Consider the following 25601-nt stretch of genomic DNA (forward strand, 5'->3'; position numbering starts at 1 on the left):
CCGGTGTAGATTGAGGCGATCGCATGGGTGGGGCATGCCCCACCCATGCGAATTCGATCTCGGTGGCCACCGGGCTCATCGGTAAGGTGGAGTTACCACACTTCACACGCCCACCGAGGAGTTGATCCCGATGACCGACGATAGATTACCGCTTGCCGAGCTGATGGCGAAGACCGGAGATGGAGATTTCCTGCGCACGATCGCCGAGAACGTATTACAGATCATCATGGAGGCCGACGTCGATGGCTTGGTCGGCGCCGGCCGGCACGAGCGTTCCGGCGATCGCACGACCTGGCGCAATGGCTACCGCGACCGCAGTCTCGACACCCGGCTCGGCACGCTCAATCTCAAGATCCCCAAACTGCGGACCGGCGCCTACTTTCCCGGCTTTCTGGAGCCAAGGAAGACCGTCGAGAAGGCGCTGGTCGCGGTGATCCAGGAAGCATGGATCGCCGGCGTCAGCACCCGGCGCGTCGATGAACTGGTGCAGGCGATGGGCATGACTGGCATCTCCAAGTCCTCGGTATCCAAGCTGTGCAAGGACATCGACGAGCGGGTCCACGCCTTCCTCAAGCGGCCGCTCGCCGGCGACTGGCCCTACCTCTGGCTCGATGCTACCTATCTCAAGGTGCGCGAGGGCGGGCGGATCGTCAGTGTCGCCGCGATAATCGCTGTGGCCGTCAACACCGAGGGCAAGCGCGAGATCGTCGGCCTGCACATCGGTCCTTCCGAAGCCGAGCCGTTCTGGTCGAGCTTCCTCAAGGACCTCGTCCGGCGCGGCCTGACCGGCGTGAAGCTGGTCATCTCCGATGCCCACGAGGGGCTCAAGGCGGCGATTACCCGCGTCATGGGCGCGACCTGGCAGCGCTGCCGCGTCCACTTCATGCGCAACGCCCTGGCCTATGTGCCCAAGGGCCAGAATACCGTCGTTGCCGCTGCAATCCGTCAGGTCTTCCTTCAGCCCGACCATGCCGCTGCGACGCAGGTCTGGCGGCAGGTCGCTGATCAGTTGCGCGCCCGCTGGCCAAAGCTCGGCGCTTGCATGGACGATGCCGAGCACGACGTGCTCGCCTACATGACCTTCCCCGAGCAGCACCGGGTCAAGCTCCACAGCACCAATCCGCTGGAACGCCTGAACAAGGAAGTGAAGCGCCGCGCCGATGTGGTCGGCATCTTCCCGAACGAGGACAGCATCATCCGCCTCGTCGGCGCCGTCCTGCTCGAGCAGAATGACGAATACCAGCTCCAGCACCGCTACATGCAGATCGAGGGCATGGCCGCCCTTGCCACACCAATGATCGAGGAGGCACAGCCGCTACAGATTACACCCAAGGCCGCCTGAAAATGCAGCCCAGTGGCCACACCCGATTTTACACCACATTGACGGACGCGACCGTTTCCGAAGGCCGCCTGAATCTCGCCAAGGCCGACAACTCAACCTGATTTATGAGTTCACGCCCTAACAAATTGACTGATTAGCGGCGGGCTACAAAACGTCCTCCTGGGACGTCGGGGGCCGTAAGCGACACGAAGAATGTCGGAAAATAGCCATTCCCATGATCGCCATGGGACGTCGCAGGACCCTCTGGAATGAAATGCTGGCTGGGGCGGCAGGGTCAGAAAAATTCATATAAGCAAATGTAGTTGTTGGAATAATTTGGATGTTTGGGCGAGAATACCTTCATTTTTACCGAAGAAAATCGAGGATGTTTTGGTGCCTCATGAGACGAATTGAGATTTTTCGATGAGCCGTGGGCTGAAATGAAGCGCTTTGGCGAGCGCTCTGGCCTTTCGAGAACTGGAAGATCTCGGGTACCAACCCGCATGCCTGGCTGCCGGCGAACGCCGTCGGCGAACTTATGCCGTGGACTGCGGTGACCTGAGCACAGCGCTTACGGTCGAGGGCCACATGGTCTGTGCCATCAAGAGGTTCGGCTAGCCGCTCGCGACGAGGAGTTGAGCCGCGCGAAGAATTCCGGGAAATCCTTGATTTCGACCTTGGCGCGGTGGCGGACCGGTGCGGGCTTGATCATCGCGGCCGACAAGTCGCGACAGGGGTCGCTTTCGCAGCGCCCGTCCGGAATGCCGAAGCGGAAGATCTCGCTGCAGTGGTTCTTGATGCGGTGCGCCATCTCGTACGAGCCGCGTGCCTCGATGAGGCGCAAGGCTTCGAGCATCGTACGCGGCAGGCTGGAGCGGACGGGCTTGTCGCCGATGATAGGCAGGATGTCGCTCTTGAGGCGCCCCTCGATGAGGCGCACATAGCGCGGCGACCAGTCAGGCCGGCGCGCCTCTATCCATTCTCGCGTCAGCATCGAAGGTCATCCTGTCGGCTGCGATCTGAAATTTCGCCTCTTTCCTGTACGCGATCGGATCGGTGCCTTGTGCGACTCGCTCTTTTACGACCATCGGAAAGGCGGTCGAGCCGGTAATGGTCTACGCCCTCTATTCTCCACGATGCTCGATAAACGCTTGCAAAATCCCAAGGTTAAATGATAGCGCTATCTTATTGTAATAATTATCTTGCGGGAGATTGTATGCCAAGGAAATTCAGCTTATTGCCTTTGCTCGCGCTAGCATCGTGCATTGCCATCGTAGGCTGTTCGAAAGAAGCGCCTTCCAACGACGCTGCGAAGCATGTCGAGTCGGACAAGTCGAAGTACCTCTCGCAGCCGCTCGTCAGCGAGATCTACACGGCGGACCCGTCCGCGCATGTGTGGAACGGCAAGATCTACGTCTACCCCAGCCATGATATCGACGGGCCGACGCCCGAGGACGACCTCGGCAGCCACTTCGAGATGCGCGACTATCGCATCCTATCGATGGACAAGATCGGCGGCCCGGTAACGCTTGGGCCCGTCGCGCTCGACGTCAAGGACGTGCCGTGGGCCGAGAAGCAGATGTGGGCGCCGGACGCGGCCTTCCGCGATGGTACTTACTACCTGTACTTCCCGGCCAAGGACAAGGCGGGCGCCTTCCGCATCGGCGTTGCCACCTCGAAAAGCCCGACCGGTCCGTTCAAGGCGCAGCCGGAGCCGATCAAGGGCAGCTACTCGATCGATCCGGCGGTGTTCACCGACGACGACGGCAAGAGCTACATGTACTTCGGCGGCATCTGGGGCGGCCAGCTTCAGCGCAATGTCGGCGGCAAGTACGATCCCAACGGCTCGAAGACCGATCTGCAGGCGGACGACAGGCCGGCGCTCCTGCCCCGTGTCGCGCGCATGAGCGACGACATGCTCGAATTCGCCGAGGCCCCGCGCGAACTGCGCATCGTGGACGAGAAGGGCAAGCTGCTGCTGGGCGGCGACCACGACCGGCGCTTCTTCGAAGCTTCGTGGATGCACAAGTACAAGGGCAAGTACTACTTCAGCTACTCGACCGGCGACACGCATTTGCTCGCCTACGGGATCGGCGATTCTCCCTATGGCCCGTTCACCTACAAGGGCCGCATCCTCGAGCCGGTCGAGGGGTGGACGACGCATCACTCGATCGTGCAGTGGGACGGGCGCTGGTGGCTGTTCTATGCCGACACGCAGCTTTCGGGGCAGACCCGCCTGCGCAACGTGAAGGTGACCGAACTGCACTACAATGCCGACGGGACGATCAGGACGATCGACCCGATGATCCGGCGGTAAAACGAAAAAGGGGCGCCCGATCGGCGCCCCTTCCTCATTTCAGCAGATGTAACGAAACGGCCTCCCCCATGGCCTTGTAGCCGGCCGGGTTGGGATGGATCGCGTCACCCCCGTCGTAGGCCGGATTGAGATGATCGGGGCGCGCGGGATCGCGCATTACCGCGTCGAAGTCGATCACCGCGTCGAAGTGGCCGGGGTCCGGATCCAGGCGTTGATCGCCTGCCGGTCGGCCTCGCTGGCGGCGGCGGGGTGGTAGTATTCCATGCCCATGAACGGCAGCAGGGTGCCGCCGTAGACCGTGATGCCGCGTGCATGCGCGCGCGCGACGATCTGGGCGTAAGCGCCGGTTACTTGCGCGACCAGTGCGGCATGGGCCTCGGGCGTGGCCGGCGCGTCTCGCGTGAGCATGCCGATGTCGTTGATCCCCTCCAGTACGATCAAGTGGGTGACGCCGGGGACCGAGAGCACGTCGCGATCGAAGCGCGCCACCGCGTTCGGGCCGGTGCCGTCGAGCAGCACGCGGTTGCCGCCGATACCCTGGTTCACCACGGCGCGCTTGCCGGAGAGGCGGCGGGCCAGCACGTCGGTCCAGCGATCGTTGCCGTTGGTGGTGGAGCCGCGTCCGTCAGTGATCGAATCCCCGAGTGTGACCACGGCGCCGGCGCCGCAGCGGCGCATCTCGATGCCGGAGAGCATGTACCAGTGATCGGTCGTGGTCGCGCCCGCGAAGGGGTTGTCGTTCGTCCGGTCGCCGTTCAGCCAGTATGAGGTGGCGCGTGATCCCGGGTGGCCGGTCTGCTGCACGGGCAGCGCCGCGAAGTGCAGCGACACGGCGAGATCGTCGAATGCAGAGACGGCCATGCGGACGGGGTCGGAGAGCCAGTCGGCACCGGTGGGGATGACTACCCGGTCCTTGCCGTCGAAGCGCAGCGGCACCGAGGAACCGGCGGTGAGGTCGGGATGCTGCGGGGAGGCCGCGCGGGCCAGCGTTGCGTTCTCGATGACCAGCGGCGCCTCGCCAAAGGCGTTGGAGAGTCGGATGCGCAGCTCGCTTCCGGCGGTCGAGGGGCGGACGATCTGGCGCAGGGTAACGTCGCGGCGGGCCGCTTCCGGCAGGCGATCGTCACCGTTCAGCGGCATCTGCGAGGAACCCCATGCGGCGGTCCATGGACATTGCGCGGCTGCAGGCGCAGCCGTGGCGGGAAGCGGCGCGGCGAGCGCAAGCGCGGCGGTCAGAACGGCTGGGCGCAGCATGTGTGTCATGAAAACGAAGTCTCCCGAAAAAGAAAGAGCCGGCACAAAGGCCGGCTCAGTGGGTAGGGTAGGGAGGAAATCAGAAGTTGGCCCTTATGCCGGCCAGTACCTGACGGCCCGGCTTGTAGACCGAGTAGGCCGCGTTCGAGTATTCGAAGGTGGTGCGGATCGACTCGTTGGTGATGTTCAGCACATCGAGCGTCAGACGCACGCCGTCGTTGAGGAATGGCAGCTGGTAGCCCGCCGACATGTCCAGCTGGCCGCGTGCGTCGTTGCGCAGCGAAGCGTTGGCGATGCCGTTCTGCGGCTTGTTCACGGCGATCGACTTGTCGTTCCAGACGTAATTCACGCTGATCGACAGGCCGTTGTTCTCGTAGAAACCCTGCAGATTGTAAGAGTACTTGGACACGCCGGTGGCAACCAGGCCCGAGGACGAGGACTGCTTCAGGTACGTGCCGTTGGCCGAGAAGCCGAGGCCCTTGACCAGAAAGTCGAGCGGCTGGACCCAGGTGGCTTCCATACCCTTGATCTTCAGGTCGCTCAGGTTGACAGGACGGTTGACCGTGATCGGCAGGTTGTTGACGGCGATGCCGGTCGCAGCCGAACGATCGTTAAGAGCGTTCTGCTGCGTCGAGAGCAGGCCGTCGAACGGGATGTTGAGCGAACCGAAGGTGACTTCGTTCGAGGTGGTGACGGTGAAGCCCTGGATATTCTTCATGAACGCCGACAGGCCGATGTAGCCAATGCCGCCGGTGTAGAGTTCACCGCCGATATCGTAGTTGTCGGAGGTGTAGGGCTTCAGGTCCGGGTTGCCCGCCGTCGCCGTCAGCGCCGAGGGATCGGAGAAGGTGATACCGGGCAGGATCTGGCCCGCATCCGGACGGGTCATCGTGCGCGACGCGGATGCGCGCAGCTTGATGTTGTTCGCCAGATCATAGGTCAGGTTAATCGAGGGCAGGAAGTTCTCGTACTTCGACTTCGAGGTGATGTCGATGATCGAGGTGCCGACCTGGCTCGGCCCGGTCACGGTCTGGTTGGTGTGGGCATAGCGCATGCCGGTGTTGATATGCAGGTCGCGGCCCGCGATCGTGGTCACGCCGTTCAGCTCGAAGTAGGCGCCCATGACCTCTTCGTCCATGTCGCCGGTCGCGCCGCCAGTCACCGCGCCGCGCGTTTCAGGCGCGCTGTCGCGGTAGCTGGCGTAGTTCGTGGCGCTCTTGATCGCGTCAAAATCGGGCACGATGAAACCGGCGACCGACGAGCTCTTGAGGTACTCCGAGATTTCGCCGGTGGTAATCGAACCGGTGTTGCCGGTGCAGCCGGTGCCGCAGACCGACAGCTGGTAGGCGGTGCTGTTGTCGTATGCGCGGATCGAGCGCGTAGCACGGTCATAAGCCGCGCCGACCTTCACGTTGAACATGTCATCACCGTACGTGACGTCGAGGTGCGCACCCTTGGTTTCCGTCTTGCGGCGAACGAGCTGGATGTTCTGGCGATACCACTGCCAGGTGCCGCTATCGGGATCGTTCAGGTCGATGTTGCTGGTGATCGACGGATAGGAACCGCTCGTGTTGTCGTAATAGACGTCCACGCCCGACTGCGGAGTAGTCTGGAAGGCCCAGGTCGGCTGTTCACGGAAGAAGCTGCTCTTCGAATAGTTCGCGCTCGCCTCGATCTTGAGATCTTCGGTCGGCTGCCAGGTTACGCTGGGGTTGATGTTCCAGAACTTGGTCGTCTGCTTGAACAGGCTAGCCTCGAGGAAGAACGACGAGTTGGCGAACGTACCGCTGGTGACGACGTTGTTGTCATCCACGGTCAGGTCGATCGGGATCATGCCGCCGGTCGACTGCGCGCTGGTGCCCGGGCCCGAGTTGCGGACCTGCCAGTTCATGTTGACCTTGCTGTAGTTGCGCTGCGACTTGGCCCAGAGGCCGTCGAGCGCGAAGTGCAGCTCGTCGCTGGGGCGCCATTCGAGCGAGGCGAGGGCGGACACGCGCGAGCGGGTGCCTTCGGTCAGGCTCTGGCGGCCGAGGCGCGGGATCAGCGCGGTGCTGAGCTGGTCGGCGGTCAGGCCCGAGGTGGCCACCACGTCTACGGGATCGCCGGCGGTCAGGCCGTGGCCCGCGTTGGCGGGAACGACCGAAGCCCACGAGAAGTTGTTGCCGCCTGCGTCGGTGCAGTCGGTGCCGCAGGACAGGTTGCCGTCGGTCCAGCCAACGGACTCGAAGCCCTTCACGCGGGTCTTGGTCTTCACGCCGGCAACGCCGACGAGGATGCCGAAGGTATCGGTGGTGTGGCTGGCGACGAGGGCGCCGCGCGGGCTGAACTTGTCGTTGGTGTCGGTGTACTGGCCCTGTGCCACGACGGTGACGTGGGTGCCTTCCTTGTCGAAGGGCCGCGCGTTACGCAGGTTCACGGTGCCGGCAATGCCGCCTTCGAGCGTCGAGGGCGACGGGCTCTTGGCAAGGTCGAGGCGGGTGAACAGTTCCGAGGGGAAGAAGTCGAGGTCGACTTCGCGGTTGGCGCTGCCGCCGTTGGTGCCGCCGTCCGACGCCACCTGCAGCTGCGAACCGTTCAGCAGCACGCGCGTGAAGCTGGGGCCGAGGCCGCGGATGGCGACCTGGGTGCCTTCGCCGTTGATGTCGCGGTTGAGGCGCACGCCGGGCATGCGGTTCAGCGTTTCGGCGAGGTTGGTGGCGGGCAGCTTGCCGATGTCCTCGGCGAAGATGCTGTCACCGAAGCTCACCGCGTCGCGCTTGGCGTTGGTCGCGCTCTGCAGCGAGCCGCGAATACCGGTGACGATGATGTCTTCGGCCGAAGCGCCGGTATCGTCCACGGTCGAGTCGGTGGCCTGAGCCTGCGCTGCTACAGTTGCAGCGTCCTGCGCCCGGGCGGCGGAACCGACGAACGGGGTGAGCGCGGCGGCTCCCAGCAGAACGGCGCGAACGGTCACGAAATTACGTGTCATAATATCTGAACTCCCTCCCATGCGTCTGCTGCCCTTTGCTCGGGGCTCGCAGGATGCGCTGGCTTTGCTAGCGCTATCATTTTTCCATATTCCTGTGACCGGATGCCGTCAAGAACAATGATAGCGTTATCTTTACTTGTAGGTGTAGAGCTTCACCCGCTGGATCTGCCACTGGCCCGGGAACAGCCGGATATGGCGGCCCTGATGGGTCTGGTCGCCGTTGAGCAGGCGTCCGGCCACCCATTTTCCGGCGGCGTCATAGTGGCCTTCCCAGGCCGAATCGATGCCTGCGAGGGCACCGCCGTCGGCGCGCGGCTTGAAGGTCACGGTGATGCCTTGACCCGCGATCAGGTATTCCTCGGGACCGGTCTGGATGATGATGCCGCCCGCCGCCGCGATGGCGGCATTGGCGGCTTTCCGCTCCTCCGCCCCGGGATCTGCGCCCGGCTTGGGGGCATCGACATAGCTAATGGTGAAGCGATAGGGCCCGACGTCGCGCGTTTCCGGTTCGGTGGCGAGGGTTTCGTCGTAGAGCTGGCGCGGCTTGAAGCCGACCATGCGATCGGTGCCCTGCGCATCGAGGATATAGGGCTTGAGCTGCTGCAGCACGCCGTAGGCATCCTTGAGCGCGCCGGGGTTCTCGTCGACCGAGTCGATCGAGAACGGGCCGAAGCCGATCGCGTCGAGCTGGCCGATGGCATAGAACGCATTTGCCGGGGCGATGGGATTGTCGGAGTTATGCGCCTCGGGAATGAACAGCACGTTGTCCGGCCGCTTGTAGCCGTTCACGATGTCCACGAAGTTCGGGAAGTAGATGTCGGGCGCCAGGAAATCGAGGTGAGGGGCGCCTGCCTTCCAGACGTCGAGCAGGTGCGGCAGCGGGCCGCCGCTGGGGTATTCGCCGGGAATCCGGCCCGGCCGGTTGAGCGCGACATTGACGTACATCGGCAGCGGGTAGGCGGCCTTGCCTGCCGCCGTCAGCTGGTCAGCGAAGCGGGCGTAGTGCCAGGCGGCGAAGATCTCGGCGGAGGTGTCGCCCGCGCCGAACAGGTCTTCCCAGGTGCCGCTGGTGCGCGCGCCGCGCTCCGCCCACACGCGCTTCATGGCGGGGACGAGGGTGTCCTTGTGCGCGACGAGATAGTTGACGAGGTCGGTCGGCACCGGTTCGCGGAAGACGGCGTTGGCCGCCGCGCTGTAATCGCGTGCGACCGGGAGCATGCCGATCTCGTTCTCGACCTGCACCATCAGCACGGTGTTCTGCGCGGCATCCACCGCCTTGATGTGCGCCAGCAGCGCGGCATAGGCGCGCTGGTCGGCCTGCAGGGTGTCGCCGCCGAAGGTGGAGAGAATTTCGACGCTCTGGCCGTTGGGCATCGCCGCGCGCGGAAGCGCTGCTGGTCGCGCTTGACCCATGCGGGGACGTAAGTGGACATGGAGTTCTTCCACGCCCCGAACCACAGCACCACCAGCTTGAGGTTGTTGGCGCGCGCCGCCTTGATCTGCGAGTCCACCGATGACCAGTCGAACTGGCCCTCGACCGGCTCGATCAGTTCCCACGACACCGGGGTGATCACGGTGTCGAGGTTCATGTCCTTCAGGCGCTTCCAGTGCGGCGCCATGTAGTCCGCGCTGGACGAGGCCGAATTGCTCAGTTCGCCCGCGATCATCAGCACGGGCTTGCCGCCGACGATCAGCTGCTTCGTGTCGCCCTTGGTCTCCAGCCGGGGTACGTCGGCATGCGCCGGGGCCGCGAGGGTGAGGGCGGTAGCCAGTATCGACGTGGCGGCCAGTGCTGTGCGTAAGGTCATCCTGATGCTCCCGAATTTATCTTATGCGTGCGTGAGCTGGTAGCGCGGCAGGATCAGGTGGATCGCCGCGAGCGCCACCAGATACGCGCAGGAGGCGACGAGGAAGATCGGCTCGTAGCTGCCGATCGTCTCTAGGATCACGCCTGCGAACTTGGCCATGAGCATGCCGCCCACCGCGCCCGCCAGTCCGCCGAGGCCGACGACCGAGCCGGTCATCCAGCGCGGCATCGTGTCGCCGGGCAGGGCGTAGAGGTTGGCCGAGAAGCCCTGATGTCCGGCGCAGGCGAGGCCGATCAGCGCCACCGCCGTCCACAGGCTGGTCGCCTGCGGGGCCAGCGCGATCGGCACGGCGCACAGCGCGGCCAGCAGCATCGCCGTCTTGCGCGCGCGGTTGAGGCTCCACCCGCGGCCCATCAGGCGCGAGGAGGTCCAGCCGCCGGCCACCGAGCCGACGTCGGCCAGCAGGTACACCGCGATCAGCGGCGGGCCGAAGTCCAGCATCTTGACGCCGAACTGCTTGTTGAAGAAGTCTGGCAGCCAGAACAGGAACGTCCACCAGACCGGGTCGATCAGGAAGCGGCCCAGCATGTAGGCCCAGGTCTGGCGCAGGCGCAGCACGTCGCGCCAGCGCACCGGCTGTACCGGGTCGACGGGATCGGCCTCGATCCATGCCAGTTCTTCGGTGGTCAGGGTCTTCTTCTCGCGCGGGCGGCGGTAGAAGCCCAGCCACGCCGCCAGCCAGATCACCGTCAGCGCGCTGGTCAGGATGAAGGCCCAGCGCCAGCCCAGCGTCAGCGCGATCACCGGCACCACCAGCGGGGTCAGGATCGCGCCGACATTGGAGCCCGCGTTGAAGATGCCGATCGCCAGCGCGCGCTCGCGCTTGGGGAACCACTCGTTGGTCGCGGCGATGGCGGCGGGGAACGTCCCCGCCTCACCAATCGCGAGCGGGATGCGTGCCAGCAGCATGCCGCTGGTGCTGGTGAACAGCACGTGGGCGATATGCCCGAAGGTCCACAGCGCCACCGCCAGCGCATAGCCCGCACGCGCGCCGATCCGGTCGATCAGGCGCCCGAAGAACACATAGGCGATGCCGTAGCCCGCCTGGAACCAGATCGCGAGGTCGGCATAGCCGCTCTCGCTCCAGCCGTAGCGCGCCTGCAGTTCGGGCTTGAGCGTGGGCAGGACCAGACGGTCGACATAACTGAGCACCACCGCCGCGAACAGCAGTGCGCATACGATCCAGCGCACGCGCCCGGCCGGCTTGGCCGGGGCTTCCGTTTCGACGGCGGTGACGGCCTGCATCGTGCTCACCAGTTGTACATCGTGCCGTCTTCGAGACGGTTCACCGGCAGGAAGGCGCGCTTGTATTCGTAGCCGGCGGCCAGTTCCTCGTCGATATCGACGCCGAGGCCCGGCGCGTCGCCCGGATGCATCATGCCGTTCTCGAATGTGTAGGCATGCGGGAACACGGCGTCCGTCTCGGGCGTGTGGCGCATGTATTCCTGAATGCCGAAGTTGGGCACCGAGAGGTCGAAGTGCAGCGCGGCGGCCATGCAGACCGGCGAGAGGTCGGTGGCGCCGTGGCAGCCGGTGCGGATCTGGTAGAGGTCCGCCAGCGCGGCGATGCGGCGCAGATGGGTGATGCCCCCGCGTGGACGACGGTGGCGCGGATGTAGTCGATCAGCTGGTTCTGGATCAGATCCTTCGCATCCCAGATCGAGTTGAAGATCTCGCCCACGGCCAGCGGCGCGGTGGTGTGCTGGCGGATCAGCTTGAACGCTTCCTGGTTCTCGGCCGGGGTCGCGTCTTCCAGCCAGAACGGGCGGTAAGGCTCCAGATCCTTGCCCAGACGGCCCGCCTCGATCGGGGTCAGGCGGTGGTGGATGTCATGCAGCAGGTGCACGTCCCATCCCAGCGCCTCGCGCGCGGCCTTGAACAGTTCGGGCACGACGCGCAGGTACTTCGAGGTGTTCCAGACGTTCTCGGTCGGCAGGTCGGCATCGGCAGGCTCGTAGAAATACTTGTCCTTCGAGACGCCGTACGTCGAGGCCATGCCGGGCACGCCGCACTGCAGGCGGATCGCCTTGTAGCCCTGCGCCTGATAGTCGAGCGCGACGTTGATGGTGTCCTCGATCGAGGTGCCGTTGGCGTGGCCGTAGACCATCACGCCCTCGCGGCTGGCACCGCCGAGCAGCTGGTAGACCGGCAGGCCCGCGATCTTGCCCTTGATGTCCCACAGCGCCATGTCGACGGCGGCGATGGCGGTCATCGTCACCGGGCCGCGGCGCCAGTAGGCGCCCTTGTAGAGATACTGCCAGACGTCCTCGATGCGGTGCGCGTCGCGGCCGATCAGGCAGGGGATGACGTGGTCGGTCAGGTAGCTGGCGACCGACAGTTCGCGGCCGTTGAGGGTGGCGTCACCGACGCCGGTGGTGCCGTCGTCGCAAGTGATCTTGAGGGTGACGAAGTTGCGGCCGGGGCAGGTCACGATGACCTTGGCGTCTACGATCTTGGGCATGATGGTCCTCAGGCGATTTCGAGGGTTGCGGTCTTCAGGGCGGCGCTGCTGTTGCCGACCATGATGTCGAAAAGTCCGGGCTCGACGACTTCGCGCATGTCCTCGTTCCAGAGGCTGAAGTCGTCGCGGCCGAGGGTGAATTCCACCTTGCGGGTCTCACCGGGCTTGAGGGTGACGCGGCGGAAACCGCGCAGTTCCATGACCGGGCGGGTCACGCTCGCCTCGCGGTCGTGGACGTAGAGCTGCACCACCTCGTCGCCTTCGCGCGCGCCGGTGTTGGTCACTTCGACCGCGACGGTGACGGTGCCCGCCGCCGCGATGCGCGGGGCCGAGAGGGCAGGGGCGCCGAGGGTGAAGCTGGTGTAGCTGAGGCCGAAGCCGAAGGGGTATAGCGGCGCGGTGTCGGCGAACAGATAGCCGCGCTTGGCCGATGGCTTGTGGTTGTAGAAGAACGGAACCTGGCCCACGTCCTTGACCACGGTGACCGGCAGCTTGGCGCCGGGGTTGACGTCGCCGAACAGTGCTTCGGCCATGGCGGTGCCGCCTTCCTGGCCCAGATACCAGCATTCGAGGATCGCGTCGGCCTGCTCTGCCACGGTCGGCCACGAGGGCGGGCGGCCGTGGAGCGCGACGACGATCACCGGCTTGCCGGTGGCCTTGAGCGCTGCGAACAGCGCGTTCTGTTCGCCCAGGAGGTCGAGGTCGGTGCGGTCGCCGAGGTGGTTCTTCGCATAGCCTTCGCGGCTGGTCTGCTCGGTATCGCCGATGGCGAGGATGACCACGTCGCTGGCCTTGGCGGTCTCGACCGCCTCGGCGATCAGCGCGCGGTTCTTCGCGGGATCGGCCAGCAGCACTTCGTTGGCGGAGCGGTCCTCGCTCTGGGTGATGAACACGCCCTGCGCGAAGACGACTTCGGCCTTGCCCTTCAGGCGCGCCGTGATGCCCTCGACCAGATTGACGCTGGAGCGCGGCTCCGACGAATAGCCGCCGAGGCGCGTGACGTTGGCGTTGGGGCCGATCACCGCGACGCGCTTGTGCGCGCCGGGGGTGAGCGGGAGCACGCCGCCGTTCTTGAGCAGGCAGATCGACTTGCGTGCTGCCTCAAGAGCCAGCGCGCGCGCCTCGGCGTTGGCGGTGAGTTTGGCCGAAGCCTTGGGGTCGATCGGTCCCGCCTCGAACATCCCGGCGCGGAACTTGAGCGTCAGCATGCGGCGGCACGCGGCATCGACGACCGAGACCGGCACCAGACCCTTGCGCACCTGATCGGCGAGCGTGCGATAGGCTTCGCCATCAGGCAGGTCGGTATCGACGCCTGCGTGAAGGGCAAGGCGCGCGGCGCCCTCAAGGTCGGCGGCGAGGTGGTGGAACGTCGCCAGTTCGGGGATCGCGGCGTAGTCGCTGACGATCGCGCCGTCGAAGCCCCATTCGCCGCGCAGCACGTCGTTCAGCAGCCAGCGGTTGGCGTGGCTGGGGATGCCGTCGATCTCGTTGTACGAGGGCATGACGGCGGCGATGCCGGTGCGGCGCACGACCTCACGGAACGGCGGGAAGAAGCTGTCGTACAGTTCGCGCCTGCCGAGCGGGGCCGGGGCGACGTTGTTGCCCGCTTCGGGCTGGCCGTGGCCGGTCATGTGCTTGAGCGTGGCGAAGACCTTGCCCTCGGGCAGTTCCTTGCCGGGGCCCTGCAGCCCGCGCACGGCGGCGACGCCCATTTCGCCGCACAGGTACGGGTCTTCGCCGAAGGTCTCCTCGATGCGGCCCCAGCGCGGGTCGCGGGCGATGTCGACCACCGGGGAAAGCGCCAGCGTCGAGCCGTGGGCGCGAACCTCGCGGCCGATCACCGACTGCACGCGCTCGACCAGTTCGGGATCGAAGCTGCCCGCCATGGCGATCGCCTGCGGGAAGCTGGTCGCCTCGGGCGCCATGTAGCCGTGGAGCGATTCCTCATGGAACAGCACCGGGATGCCGAGGCCGGTCGCGCGCGCCCATTTCTGGGTGGCGTTGACGAAGGCGATCGTCTCGGCGGGCTTGCGCCAGCGGCCGGTGACGTCGGTGCCGGTGTTGTTGGCGGTCGCCGCGCCGCCCCGGTCGGAGGGGCGGGCGATCTGGCCGATGCCGTGGGGATAGGCGCGGGTGGCGCGGGCCGGGTCGAAGGCGCGGTCCTCGTCCATCACGTCGCGCTTGCGGGTGGACAGGGTGATGATCTGGGCGACTTTCTCGTCCAGCGTCATGCGGCTCATCAGGTCGGCGACGCGAAGGTCCACCGGTGCGCGGGCGTCCTTGTAGACCGGCGCGGCGGCACGCGCGGCGACGGGCAGGAAGGCGAGCATCGAAGCACCGCCACCCCAGCCGAGGAGGACGCGGCGCGATACGGCGAAACGCGATTCAGCAGGGCGCAGGCTCATGCCGTCACCGCGCGCTGTGCCGAGGCTGCGTGTCGATACAATGCGTGATGGCATCCCACTTCCCGATACTCCCAAATGCCCGTTCCGGCTGCACTCGCCCCGATTCGGCAAACGGCGTTGCCTCGGCCGGTTCTTTTGTGATAGCGCTATCTTTCAAGGTAACGACGAAGCTTGTCAACCGCATTGGGCAGGCAAATTTTTAAGGGATGGACGGGATGCAGAGGCGAATGTCGCGGATTTGCGCGTGGACTTCGGCGTGGCTTGCGGGGACGGCGCTGGCCGTCGGCGTGCTGCCGGGCGCGGCGCTGGCGAACGACGGATACGACTTGTGGCTGGCGCCTGCACCGGCCGGATCGGCCCAGGCGGACGTGCGCGTGGTGGGCGATCTCGCCGACGCTGCAACTGGCCGCTGCCGAGCTTCGCCGTGATCTTGGCGCTGCGCCGCTTCCGGTGGTGCTGGCCCGCGCGGACGCTCCGGAACTGGCGGCGCTGCGCCTGCCCACCGCGGGGCTCGGCACCGAGGGCTACCTCGTGCGCGCTGCCACGGTTGCCGGGCGCCCCTCGCTGCTGGTCACCGGCAATTCCGATGCCGGGGTGCTCTACGGCGCTTTCGCGGCGATCCGTGCGCAGAAGACCGGCGGCAATCTGGCGAAGCTTGACCTCACCTCCACGCCGAAGGTCAAGCTGCGCGTGCTCAACCACTGGGACAATCTCGATGGCAGCGTGGAGCGCGGCTATGCGGGGCAATCGCTGTGGGACTGGTGGACGCTGCCGGACTTCAAGGATCCGCGCTACACCGACTATGCCCGCGCCAACGCCGCGCTCGGCATCAACGGGACGGTGCTGAACAACGTCAACGCCAGCCCCGACAGCCTGAGCGCGGCCTATATCGCCAAGGCCGCCGCGCTGGCCGACGTGCTGCGGCCCTGGGGCATCAAGGTCTACCTTTCCGCGCGCTTCTCCGCGCCGATCGAGCTGGGCGGGCTGAAGACCGCCGATCCGCTCGATCCGCAAGTGCAGGCCTGGTGGAAGGCCAAGTCGGACGAGATCTACCGCGCGATCCCCGACTTCGGCGGCTTCCTCGTCAAGGCGAACAGCGAGGGCCAGCCCGGTCCGCGCGACTATCACCGGACACATGCCGAGGGCGCCAACATGCTCGCCGCCGCCGTCGCGCCGCATGGCGGCGTGGTGATGTGGCGCGCATTCGTCTACGCAGAGACCGATCCAGACGACCGCGCCAAGCAGGCCTATAGCGAGTTCAAGCCGCTCGACGGCAAGTTCGCCGACAACGTGCTGGTGCAGGTCAAGAACGGCGCGATCGACTTCCAGCCGCGCGAGCCGTTCCATCCGCTGTTCGGCGCGATGCCGAAGACGCCGATGATGCTGGAACTGCAGATCACCAAGGAATACCTCGGCTTCGCGACGCACCTGGCCTACCTCGGCCCGCTGTTCGAGGAAGCGCTGGAGGCGGATACCCGCGCGAAGGGCAAGGGATCGACGGTGGCGAAAGTCGTCGACGGCGCGCTGGAGGGGCATGACCTCACCGGCATGGCGGGCGTCGCCAACATCGGGCGCGACCGTGACTGGTCGGGCTCGACGTTCAACCAAGCCAACTGGTACGTCTTCGGCCGCCTCGCCTGGGATCCGACGCTGTCGGCCGAGGCGCTTGCCCGCGAATGGGCGCGCCAGACGTTTGGCAACGATCCGCGCGTGGTCGATACCGCCGTCTCGATGATGATGGAATCGCGCGAGGCGGTGGTGGAATACACCGGCCCGTTCGGGCTCGCGCACCTGATGGACACCGGCCACCACTACGGGCCGGGGCCATGGGTGAACGAACTCGCCCGGCCCGAGTGGAACCCGACCTATTACCACAAGGCCGACCGCGGCGGCATCGGCTTCGACCGCACCAGCACCGGCAGCAATGCCGTTGCCCAGTATGCGCCGCCCGTCGCGCGCATGCTTGCCGATCCGCGCACGACGCCGGAAACCGAACTGCTGTGGTTCCATCATCTGCCGTGGGACTGGAAGATGAAGTCCGGCCGCACGCTGTGGCAGGAGATGGTCGCCCGTTACGATCGCGGCGTCGCCACGGTGGCGCAGATGCAGCAGCAGTGGGACGGCGTGAAGGACAAGGTGGACGCCGAACGCTGGTCCAAGACCGCGACCTATCTTGCCATCCAGCACAACGAAGCGCGCTGGTGGCGCGATGCGAGCCTGGCCTACTGGATGTCGGTCAACGGCTTGTCGCTGCCGGAGGGCAGCCCCGCGCCGGAGCACGATCTGGCGTGGTACAAGGCGCAGCGCTTCCCGCTGGCGCCGGGGCATTGAGGTAACGCCGGTCCCGCCCTCGCGAGATCGCGGCGGGGCCTGCGGTCACCCGCCTCGGATCGTCATTGCGGGCGCAGCGAAGCAATCCAGAGCGGTTTGGTCTGCCCTGGATTGCTTCGCTGCGCTCGCAATGACGAGGAAGGGTGATGCCCCCTGCGATATAGGGGGCAGCGCGGAACTTCGTTCACCCCTGACGCGGGGACGCATCCGATCTGCGCTGGATGAACTCGAAGGGCATCTGGACGTGCGAGGGCGTGACGGCGCGCCCCTCGCGGCGCCCCCGGATTTCCTCGACCAGAAGCTGCACCGCCGTGCGCGACATCTCGGCGATCGGCTGGCGGATCGTGGTCAGTTCGGGCCAGGTGAAGGTCGCCTGCGGGGCATCGTCGAAGCCCACCACGGTCAGGTCGCCGGGCACGTCGAAACCCAGCCGGTGCGCGACGGTGACGGTCGCGGCCGCCATGTCGTCGTTGCTGGCGAAGATCGCCGTCGGCGGCTCATCGCGTTCCAGCAGGCGGTGCGCTGCCTCAAGGCCCGAGCGATAAGTGAACAGGCCGGGCAGGACCAGTTCCTCGTCGATCGCGATGCCGTTGTCGCTCAGCGCCGCCTGAAATCCCTGGAGGCGCCGCGCGCCAGCGCTCTGGTTGGGGTTGCCCTTGATGAAGCCGATCCGCCGGTGGCCCAGCGCTACGAGGTGGCGCGTCATCGCCTCGGCCGCGCCGAGGTCGTCGATGTTGACGGACGACAAGTCCTTGGACGGCTTGCCCGATGCCACGATCACCGTCGGCGTGCCTCTTTCCAGCAGCAGGTCGAGGATCGCCGTGTTGTCGCACAGCGGCGGCGGCAAAACGACGCCGTCGATGCCGTTGCCGACCAGTCGGCGCACGATGGTGAGCACTTCGTCCTCGTTGTCGCAGAGCTGGACGAGGAGCTGCGCGTTCGACCCGTTCGCCTGATCGAGACTGCCGACCAGAAACTCGTTGAGATAGCCGGCGCTGGGGTTGGCGTAGAGCAGGCCGATGCGGATCTCCGCAGCGGCGGCAAGGTTGCGGGCGGCGGCGCTGGGCGAGTAGTTGAGTTCCTCGATCGCCTTGAGCACGCGGGCGCGGGTGTCTTCCTTGACGTTGCCCTTGTCGTTCATCACGCGAGAGACCGTCATCAACGAGACTTCGGCTCGCTCGGCCACGTCGGCGATAGTGATGGTGGCCCGGGATCGCCGCGCGGTGCGCCGCCGTGGGCTGGCGCGGTCTGCGGGTTTATCCTGGGTCGTATCCTGATCTGTCACGCTGGCCTGATCCCCGTGCGGCGGGCCGGGTCGCTACGGAATCCCGCCGCTTACATGTTCAGCCTATTACAATTTTCCTGCCACGCCGCCAGCGATTACGTGCCGGGCGACGATGAGCTGGTCAATTCGAGCTGGTCAATTCGAAGCAGCGCGGATGACCATGCCCAGACCTGTGCTCTGGCCCGGTTCGAGGACGGCGGGGCCTGCATTGTCGCGACGGTTGAAGGTATCGGGCATCTGGCTGGTAGGTTCGATGCAGACGAAATCCTCGCCGGGCGGGGCGAAGACATGGACGAACCGCGCGTCGTCTGACCGGAGTTCGACGCCTTGCCATGCGGCGGTGCCGTTCCAGCCGAACCAGCAGTTGTCGGTCAGGGTGTCTGCCCGCGGCACGGCGCCCTGCGCGAAGTGGCCGAAGTGGTCGGCCGGGGCAGGGTGTTCGGGCATCATGCCGGCATTGTTGATCCATACGCCCTCTGCGGCGAACTGCAGCCGGCCGCCCGGCTCCCGCACGAAGTAGGGGTGTTGGCCCAGCGCACAGGGCATCGCGCGGTCGGACCGGTTGGTGGCCTCCAGCGTCACGTGCAGCGCGCCGTCTTCCAGCACGAAACTCTGCGTGGCGGACCAGTCCCACGGCCAGTGCGCGTCCGCCGAATGCATGCAGGTGAGGACCGCGCGGTCGGCCTCCTGTGCCCTGACCATCCACGGCATGATCCAGCCGAGACCATGGATCGGATGCTCGAAGCCCGCGACGTTGCGGGGGAGGGCATAGTCCTTTCCCGCGAAGGAGAAGCGCCCATCGGCAATGCGGTTGGCGTAAGGAACCATCGGAAAGCAGGCGGCGTCCAGCGGGCTCGCGGCGTCCGCCGGGGTTGGACGCAGGATGTCCCTGCCGCCGACCGCGAACGAACCGATGGACCCGCCCAGATGCGGCAGCAGCGTGGCTTCGCTGCTGCCCGAACGCAGCTGGATCAAGCCGCCATCTCCTCAAGCGTGCGGCCGCGCGTCTCGGTCACCATGGCGCGCACGAAGAAGAACGAGAGGAAGGCGCTGAGCGCATAGAACCCGTACGTCAGCGGCAGGCCGAGCCCGGCAGCCATCGCCGGGAAGCTGACCGAGATGCCGAAGTTGGCGATCCACTGCGCGAAGCCCGAGACGGCCAGGGCCGAGCCGCGAATCTGGTTGGGGAACATCTCCCCCAGCATCACCCACATGACCGGGCCCCAGCTGACGTTGAAGAACACGACGTAGGCATTCGCGGCGATCAGCGCGACGGTGCCGGTCTGGTCCGAAAGGGTCAGGTGCCCGCCGGTGAAGCTGCCGCTGGCGAAGCACACCGCCATCGTGCCGAGGGTCACCGCCATGCCCGCCGAACCGATCAGCAGCAGCGGCTTGCGGCCCAACCTGTCGATCAGTAGCACGGTGACGAGGCAGGCCAGGATCGAGAGCGAGCCGGACAGGATGTTGATGAGCAGCGCGTCGCTTTCGGAGAAGCCGACCGACTGCCACAGCACCGCGCCGTAATAGAACACGATGTTGATGCCAACCAACTGCTGGAACACGGCGATGCCGATGCCCGCCCAGACCAGCTTGCGCCAGCGGCCGGTCTTGGGATCCTTGAGGTCGGCGAAGCTCGGGCGGTGATGGTCGGCGGCGATCGCGATCAGGCTAGCACGGATGTCGGCGGTCATCTTTGCGGCCGTCTCGGCTCCGAAGATGCGGGTGAGCACGGCCTCGGCCTCGGCATCGCGCCCGGAGGCGACAAGGAAGCGCGGGCTTTCCGGGATCATGAACAGGGCGACGAGGTAGATCACGGCGGGGATCACCTGCATCCAGAACATCCAGCGCCAGGCGGGCAGGCCCAGCCACAGCGGCGCGGTGCTGGACCCGGCATGGCTGGCCAGCGCCCAGTTGGCGACGAAGGCACCGGTGAGGCCGGTGATAATCATGATCTGCTGCAGGCTGGACAGGCGCCCGCGGATCGAGGCGGGGGCCACTTCGCTGATGTAGACCGGCGCCAGCACGCTGGCCGCGCCCACGCCGATGCCGCCGATCAGGCGGGCGATCACGAACAGCAGCGATGATGTCGCCGCGCCCGCGCCCAGAGCGCTGACCACGAAAAGCGCCGCGCCGATCATCATTACGCTGCGCCGGCCCCAGATGTCGGCGAGGCGGCCCGCCACGAAGGCGCCGATCGCACAGCCTACCAGGATCGCGCCGACGTTGAGGCCGGTGCCCAGCTTGGAGAGGTTGAAGGCCTTTTCCAGCCCGTCCTGCGTGCCGTTGATGACGCCGCTGTCATAGCCGAACATGAAGCCGCCGATCGTCGCCACCGCAACGATCATGGCGACGAAGGCCATGTTGACCTTCCCGCCGTACTCGACGCCCGCAGGCGCGCTGCCCATATCTATCGCGGCCATTCGATCACATCCTCTTCACTTGTGCCTGTCGTGGCATTCTTGTCGTCGCATTCTTGTCTTAGCGGGCCTGTCCGCTGGTGCGATAGTGTCAGCCCGCAGGATATCCCGGTTTCAGGCCGGGTACTTCCACCGCGAAGGTGAAGAGGTCTCCGGCATGCGGTTGTGCCGCGAGTTCGGCGTCCGACAACCCCTTGCGTGCCGTCGTCGCATAGACGGTGGTGAGGTCCGGGCCGCCGAACGCGATCTTGGTGACGTTGGCGACCGGGAATTCCACCCGGCCGAGGAACGTGCCGTCGGGCGCGAAGCGGGCGACGCCCCAGCCGCCGAACAGGCCGACCCAGACGGTGCCCCCGCTGTCCACCATCGGACCATCGGGATAGCCCATGCCGTCCGGCACCCGCGCGAACAGGCGCGCCTCGCCGGGATGGCCGTCGGCGTCCACCGGTGCGGACAGGATCGTGCGCTCCAGCGTATCGACGAGATAGACCATGCGGCCGTCCGGCGAGAAGGCGGGGCCGTTGGTGATGACCATCGGTTCGGGCGAAAGCGCGATGCAGGTATCGCCGTCGAACCGGTAGTAGCCGCCGCTCGGCGCTTCCTCGGCGTTGTCCATGGTGCCCAGCCACACCGAACCGTCCGGATGCACGGCGGCGTCGTTCAGGCGGTTGCCGGGCAGATCGGGCTCGACCGCGTGGATCAGGGTGAAGGCGTAGTCGGCGAAGCGGTGGATACCCGCCTTCGCGCCCACCAGCAGGGCTCCGTCCGCCAGCGGCAGCACCCAGCCGGGTTCCGCCGGCGCATCGGTGCTGTCGAGCGCGCCGCTGGCCGGATCGAAGCGGTGAAGCTTGTGGCCCTTGATGTCGACGAACCACAGGCAGCCGCGCGCCGTGTCCCACACCGGGCCTTCGCCCAGCGTGGCGCCCAGCCTGCAGGCGACGGCAGGCGTCATTGGGGCCGTCATCGTCTCAGCGCCAGCCGGCATCGACGAAGTACTCGTGGCCCGTGCACATGCGCGCGTCATCGGAGGCGAGGAACAGCGCCAGCGCCGCCACGTCGGCCGGCTGCACGCGGGCCTTCAGGCACTGTGCATCGAGGATCTCGCGCTCGCCCTCGGGGGTGTACCACTTTTCCTGCCGGGGCGTCTGGACGTTGCCGGGCACGATCGCGCAAACACGGATGTTCCGCTCGCCCAGTTCGCGGGCCATCGCGCGGGTCATGCCCTCGATCGCGGCCTTGGCGGTCTGGTAGAGCGAGAGCTGGTCGAGCGCGAGGTGCCAGCTGATCGACCCGAAGTTCAGGATCACGCCGCCGCCCGCCGCTTCCATGAAGGGCACGGCGGTCTGCGCGGCGAAGAACAGGTGGCGCAGGTTCACCGCCATGCGCTCGTCCCAGTATTCCGGGGTGACGTCGGCGATGGCGTGGCGGTCGTCGTTGGCTGCATTGTTGACCAGCACGTGGAGGCCGCCGAGCGCGTCATGCGCCGCCGCGACTTGCGCCTGCACGAAGTCGAGGTCCTTGAGATCGCCGGCGACGAAGCGGGGGTGAACTCCACCGTGCCATCAAGGCTCGCCACCAGCGCTTCGGAAGGTTCGGCGGCGATGTCGACGAAGAAGACTTTCGCGCCCTGTCGCGCGAAACCCTCCACCAGCGCGGCGCCGATGCCCGAGCCGCCGCCCGAGACGAACACTCCCTTGCCCGCAAGCGAGGGAAAGCGCGCGGCCTGCGCGGTGGAGGAGGGGTCGTGGTGGTCAACATGGAAGTCCTTGGAAATGCGGGTATTCGTAAGCGGGTGCGGTGCATTCCGGCCCCAAACTCCGCTCGTCATTGCGAGCGGAGCGAAGCAATCCAGGGCGGTCTATGCTGCCCTGGATTGCTTCGGCGGTTTCACCGCCTCGCAATGACGGGGAGGAGGAATCAGGCAAGCGCGTCGGCTTTCGCGCCGATCAGTCCGCGCGCGGCGAGGTTGCGGTAGAGGGCGGAAATCCCGGTTTCCCAGGCAGGCGCATCGCGCGAGGTGGCGACGGTGTTGACCAGCGTGCCGAGGCGGTCGCTGGAGATCGTCACGACGTCTCCGACCTTGTGCGTGAAGCCGCGTCCCGGCGCGTCACGGTCCTGCGTCGGCGCGAACAGGGTGCCGAGGAACAGCACGACGCCGTCGGGATAGTGATGCTCGGAAAAGCACTGGCGCAGCAGGTCGAGCGGCGGACGGCTGATTTCCGACATGCGGCTCTCGCCTTCGAGCAGGAAGCCCTCGGTGCCCTCGATGCGCAGCAGCACCCGCGCGTTCTCGACATCGGCGACGGTGTAGCCCTGATCGAACAGGCGCACGAACGGACCGACTGAGCAGCTGGCGTTGTTGTCCTTCGCCTTGCCTAGCAGCAGCGCCGAGCGGCCTTCGAAATCGCGCAGGTTGACGTCGTTGCCCAGCGTCGCGCCAACGGCCTTGCCGCGCGCGTCGGCAAGGATCACGATCTCCGGCTCGGGGTTGTTCCAGTCCGAATCCGAACGCACGCCGATCGTCGCGCCCGATGCCACGGTGGAGAGCACCGGCGACTTGGTGAACACTTCCGCGTCCGGCCCGATCGCGACTTCGAGGTACTGCGACCACATGCCGTCCTCGATCAGTGCCGCCTTGAGCGCCGCTGCTTCCGGGCTGCCGGGCACGACTGAGCGGATCGAGCCGCCGATGCGTTCCTCCAGCCCGCCGCGCACCGCCTGCGCCTTGTCGGCATCGCCGCGCGCGCGTTCCTCGATCACGCGCTCCAGTGCGGAGACTGCGAACGTCACGCCCGCCGCCTTCACGCACTGCAGGTCGATCGGGCTGAGCAGTGTGGCACGGGCCAGAACTTCTTCCGCCGGACCCAGCGCGCGGCCCTGATTTGCGTCGAAGATACCGGTGTCAACGAGGTCGGCGACAGTAGCGGCAACGCCGCTCATATCATAGGTTACGCCGCCCTGCAGCAGCACGGGGGTCGGGCCTTCGCCAAGGTCGAGACGGCCGAGGAACAGGCCCTCGCGCCAATCGGAAGGCAGCATGTCCACGGGAAGGAGGGAGAGGATATCGGTCATGTCGGGCATCCGCTTTCGTTCTATAATGGGAGCGCTATCACACTGCCATGCATTGTCAATCACGCAGGGCTGGACGGGCCGTCCGCCCACCCGACCCCGTTGGGTGCGTCAGTGATTGTGGCGCGGTGTCTTCGCGGCGATGCCCCGATACTTGACAGCCATTTCCATGACGGCGCCTTCGGCCATCTGTCCGGTCTTCTCGCGGAAGAGTTCCTCCCACGGGGTATGGCTGTGCGGAACGGGCGGCGGGGTGTCTTCGGCCTTGCGGCGGGCGATCTCGGCCGCGTCGATCAGCGCGTTGCAGGTGCCTGTGCGGATATCGATGCGGATGGTGTCGCCGGTGCGCAGCCACGAAAGACCGCCGCCCGCCGCGCTTTCGGGCGAGCAGTTGAGGATCGAGGGGCTGTCGGACGTGCCCGACTGGCGCCCGTCGCCGAGCGTCGGCAGCCACTGCACGCCCGCCTTGATGAGCGCATCGGGCGGCTGCATGTTCACCACTTCGGCGGAGCCCGGCCAGCCCATCGGCCCGGCGCCGCGCATGACGAGGATGCAGTCGGCGTCGATCTCCAGTGCGGGGTCGTTGATGCGGTGGTGGTAGTCCTCGCCGCCCTCGAAGACCACGGCGCGGCCCTCGAACACACCTTCGGAGCCGGGGCGGGAGAGGTAGCGGCTCTGGAACTCCTCGGAGATCACCGAGGTCTTCATGATGCCGAAGTCGAACAGGTTGCCCGACAGGACGAGGAAGCCCGCCTTCTCGCGCAGCGGCTCGGCGAAGGGACGGATGACCTCGCGGTCGCGGGTTTCGCGGCCCTCGATGTTGGCGGCCAGCGTCTCGCCGGTGACGGTAAGGCAGTTTTCGGCAAGCACGCCCGCCTGCTGCAGTTCCCACATGATCGAGGGCACGCCGCCCGCGCGGTGGAAGCGTTCGCCCAGGAACCGCCCGGCGGGCTGCATGTCGAGGATCAGAGGCAGGTCGTAGCCGTGCTCGGTCCAGTCCGAGGCGGTGAGTTCCACGCCCGCGTGGCGCGCCATCGCCATGATGTGCGGCTGCGCGTTGCTCGACCCGCCGATCGCGCTGACGACGCGGATCGCGTTGAGGAAGCTGTCGCGCGTCAGGATATGCGAGGGGCGCAAGTCTTCGTGCGCCATCTCGACGATGCGGCGACCGGTCTCGTAGGCGTATTGTCCGCGCTCGCGGTAAGGCGCCGGGATCGCCGCGCAGCCGGGGAGCGAGAGGCCCAGCGCCTCGGCCACCGCGTTCATGGTCGATGCGGTGCCCATGGTGTTGCAGTGCCCGGCCGAGGGGGCGCTGTCGCAGGCGCGCTGGAGGAATTCCTCCTCGTCGATCTCACCGGCCGCCAGCTTGCGGCGGCTGCGCCAGATCACGGTGCCCGAGCCGACTAGGTCGCCCTCATGCCAGCCGTCGAGCATTGGCCCGCCGGACAGGACGATCGCGGGAATGTCCACGGTGGAGGCGGCCATGACCTGCGAGGGCGTGGTCTTGTCGCAGCCGGTGGTCAGGACGACGGCATCAATGGGGTAGCCGTAGAGGATCTCGACCAGCCCCATGTAGGCAAGATTGCGATCGAGAGCGGCGGTGGGTCGACGGCAGTTCTCGAAGATCGGATGGACCGGGAACTCCATCGCGATCCCCCCTGCGTCCCGGATGCCGTCGCGCACCCGCTTCGCCAGATCGAGGTGGATGCGGTTGCAGGGCGACAGGTCGCTGCCCGATTGCGCGATGCCGATGATCGGCCGCCCCGATCGCAGTTCCGCAGGCGTGATGCCGTAGTTCATGAAGCGCTCCAGATAGAGCGCCACCATGTCCGAGCGCGCGGGATCGGCGAACCAGTCCTGCGAACGGAAACGGCGGGGAGTGGGGGCGTCAGTCATCGTCCTGTG

General features: G+C 66.4%; 16 protein-coding genes and 3 pseudogenes. 3 read left to right on the forward strand and 16 right to left on the reverse strand.

All coding sequences use genetic code 11. The annotated features are described in order from the left end of the window. Window positions 1-130: 130 nt before the first annotated feature. A complete protein-coding gene (locus tag KZO24_RS03820; RefSeq protein WP_059150834.1) occupies window positions 131-1342 on the forward strand; it encodes an IS256 family transposase in 1212 nt (403 codons plus the stop codon). A 580-nt stretch (window positions 1343-1922) separates the two neighbouring features. Here KZO24_RS03820 and KZO24_RS03825 read toward each other — a convergent pair. After that, window positions 1923-2315, reverse strand: a complete 393-nt coding sequence (locus KZO24_RS03825) for a tyrosine-type recombinase/integrase (RefSeq protein WP_271184195.1) — start codon at window positions 2313-2315, stop codon at window positions 1923-1925. A 222-nt stretch (window positions 2316-2537) separates the two neighbouring features. Here KZO24_RS03825 and KZO24_RS03830 point away from each other — a divergent pair, with 222 nt between their 5' ends. Next, window positions 2538-3638, forward strand: coding sequence for a glycoside hydrolase family 43 protein (locus KZO24_RS03830; RefSeq protein WP_271184196.1), 1101 nt, complete (start codon window positions 2538-2540; stop codon window positions 3636-3638). 34 nt (window positions 3639-3672) lie between these two features. Here the strand turns inward: KZO24_RS03830 and KZO24_RS03835 are convergent, their stop codons facing one another. The 8 genes and pseudogenes from KZO24_RS03835 to KZO24_RS03870 all read right to left on the reverse strand — a co-directional run bounded on the left by KZO24_RS03835 (window position 3673) and on the right by KZO24_RS03870 (window position 14519). Continuing rightward, window positions 3673-3816 carry a hypothetical protein gene (locus KZO24_RS03835; RefSeq protein ID WP_486486892.1) on the reverse strand — a complete coding sequence of 48 codons (144 nt, stop codon included), beginning with the start codon at window positions 3814-3816 and terminating at the stop codon, window positions 3673-3675. Then, a complete protein-coding gene (locus KZO24_RS03840) occupies window positions 3813-4901 on the reverse strand; it encodes a GDSL-type esterase/lipase family protein (RefSeq protein ID WP_486486893.1) in 1089 nt (362 codons plus the stop codon). Before KZO24_RS03840 ends, KZO24_RS03835 begins: the two co-directional genes overlap by 4 nt. 70 nt (window positions 4902-4971) lie before the next feature. Then, window positions 4972-7860 carry a TonB-dependent receptor gene (locus KZO24_RS03845; protein WP_271184197.1) on the reverse strand — a complete coding sequence of 963 codons (2889 nt, stop codon included), beginning with the start codon at window positions 7858-7860 and terminating at the stop codon, window positions 4972-4974. A 132-nt stretch (window positions 7861-7992) separates the two neighbouring features. Next, the gene (locus KZO24_RS03850) at window positions 7993-9210 is read right to left on the reverse strand and encodes a GH35 family beta-galactosidase (protein WP_486487136.1); all 1218 of its coding nucleotides are present in this window, start codon (window positions 9208-9210) and stop codon (window positions 7993-7995) included. Beyond that, complete coding sequence (locus KZO24_RS03855; RefSeq protein WP_486486894.1) at window positions 9105-9668, reverse strand: beta-galactosidase; 564 nt, start codon at window positions 9666-9668, stop codon at window positions 9105-9107. Before KZO24_RS03855 ends, KZO24_RS03850 begins: the two co-directional genes overlap by 106 nt. A gap of 21 nt (window positions 9669-9689) precedes the next feature. Continuing rightward, window positions 9690-10973, reverse strand: a complete 1284-nt coding sequence (locus KZO24_RS03860) for an MFS transporter (RefSeq protein ID WP_271184202.1) — start codon at window positions 10971-10973, stop codon at window positions 9690-9692. A gap of 5 nt (window positions 10974-10978) precedes the next feature. Beyond that, window positions 10979-12189 (reverse strand): annotated as a pseudogene (manD, locus tag KZO24_RS03865) (D-mannonate dehydratase ManD). 8 nt (window positions 12190-12197) lie between these two features. Further along, window positions 12198-14519, reverse strand: coding sequence for a glycoside hydrolase family 3 N-terminal domain-containing protein (locus tag KZO24_RS03870; RefSeq protein ID WP_271184203.1), 2322 nt, complete (start codon window positions 14517-14519; stop codon window positions 12198-12200). Between the two features lie 302 nt (window positions 14520-14821). Here KZO24_RS03870 and KZO24_RS03875 point away from each other — a divergent pair. Further along, window positions 14822-16925: pseudogene (locus KZO24_RS03875) on the forward strand (alpha-glucuronidase family glycosyl hydrolase). A 184-nt stretch (window positions 16926-17109) separates the two neighbouring features. Here KZO24_RS03875 and KZO24_RS03880 read toward each other — a convergent pair. From KZO24_RS03880 to KZO24_RS03910, 7 genes and pseudogenes are all read right to left on the reverse strand, one after another. Further along, a complete protein-coding gene (locus KZO24_RS03880) occupies window positions 17110-18210 on the reverse strand; it encodes a LacI family DNA-binding transcriptional regulator (RefSeq protein WP_486486895.1) in 1101 nt (366 codons plus the stop codon). Window positions 18211-18345: 135 nt separating this feature from the next. Beyond that, window positions 18346-19185 carry an aldose 1-epimerase gene (locus KZO24_RS03885; protein ID WP_430097340.1) on the reverse strand — a complete coding sequence of 280 codons (840 nt, stop codon included), beginning with the start codon at window positions 19183-19185 and terminating at the stop codon, window positions 18346-18348. After that, the gene (locus KZO24_RS03890) at window positions 19182-20630 is read right to left on the reverse strand and encodes a sugar porter family MFS transporter (protein ID WP_379525513.1); all 1449 of its coding nucleotides are present in this window, start codon (window positions 20628-20630) and stop codon (window positions 19182-19184) included. Before KZO24_RS03890 ends, KZO24_RS03885 begins: the two co-directional genes overlap by 4 nt. Window positions 20631-20718: 88 nt before the next feature. Next, entirely contained in the window at window positions 20719-21612 is an 894-nt protein-coding gene (locus KZO24_RS03895) for an SMP-30/gluconolactonase/LRE family protein (RefSeq protein ID WP_271181553.1), read from the reverse strand. Then, window positions 21596-22401 (reverse strand): annotated as a pseudogene (gene xylB, locus KZO24_RS03900) (D-xylose 1-dehydrogenase). The gene KZO24_RS03895 and the pseudogene xylB overlap by 17 nt, the downstream one beginning before the upstream one ends. 143 nt (window positions 22402-22544) lie before the next feature. After that, the gene (locus KZO24_RS03905) at window positions 22545-23708 is read right to left on the reverse strand and encodes a fumarylacetoacetate hydrolase family protein (protein ID WP_379525515.1); all 1164 of its coding nucleotides are present in this window, start codon (window positions 23706-23708) and stop codon (window positions 22545-22547) included. A 99-nt stretch (window positions 23709-23807) separates the two neighbouring features. Beyond that, window positions 23808-25592, reverse strand: coding sequence for an IlvD/Edd family dehydratase (locus KZO24_RS03910; protein WP_271182293.1), 1785 nt, complete (start codon window positions 25590-25592; stop codon window positions 23808-23810). Window positions 25593-25601: the final 9 nt, after the last annotated feature.

The organism is Novosphingobium sp. NFX11, assembly GCF_057376415.1.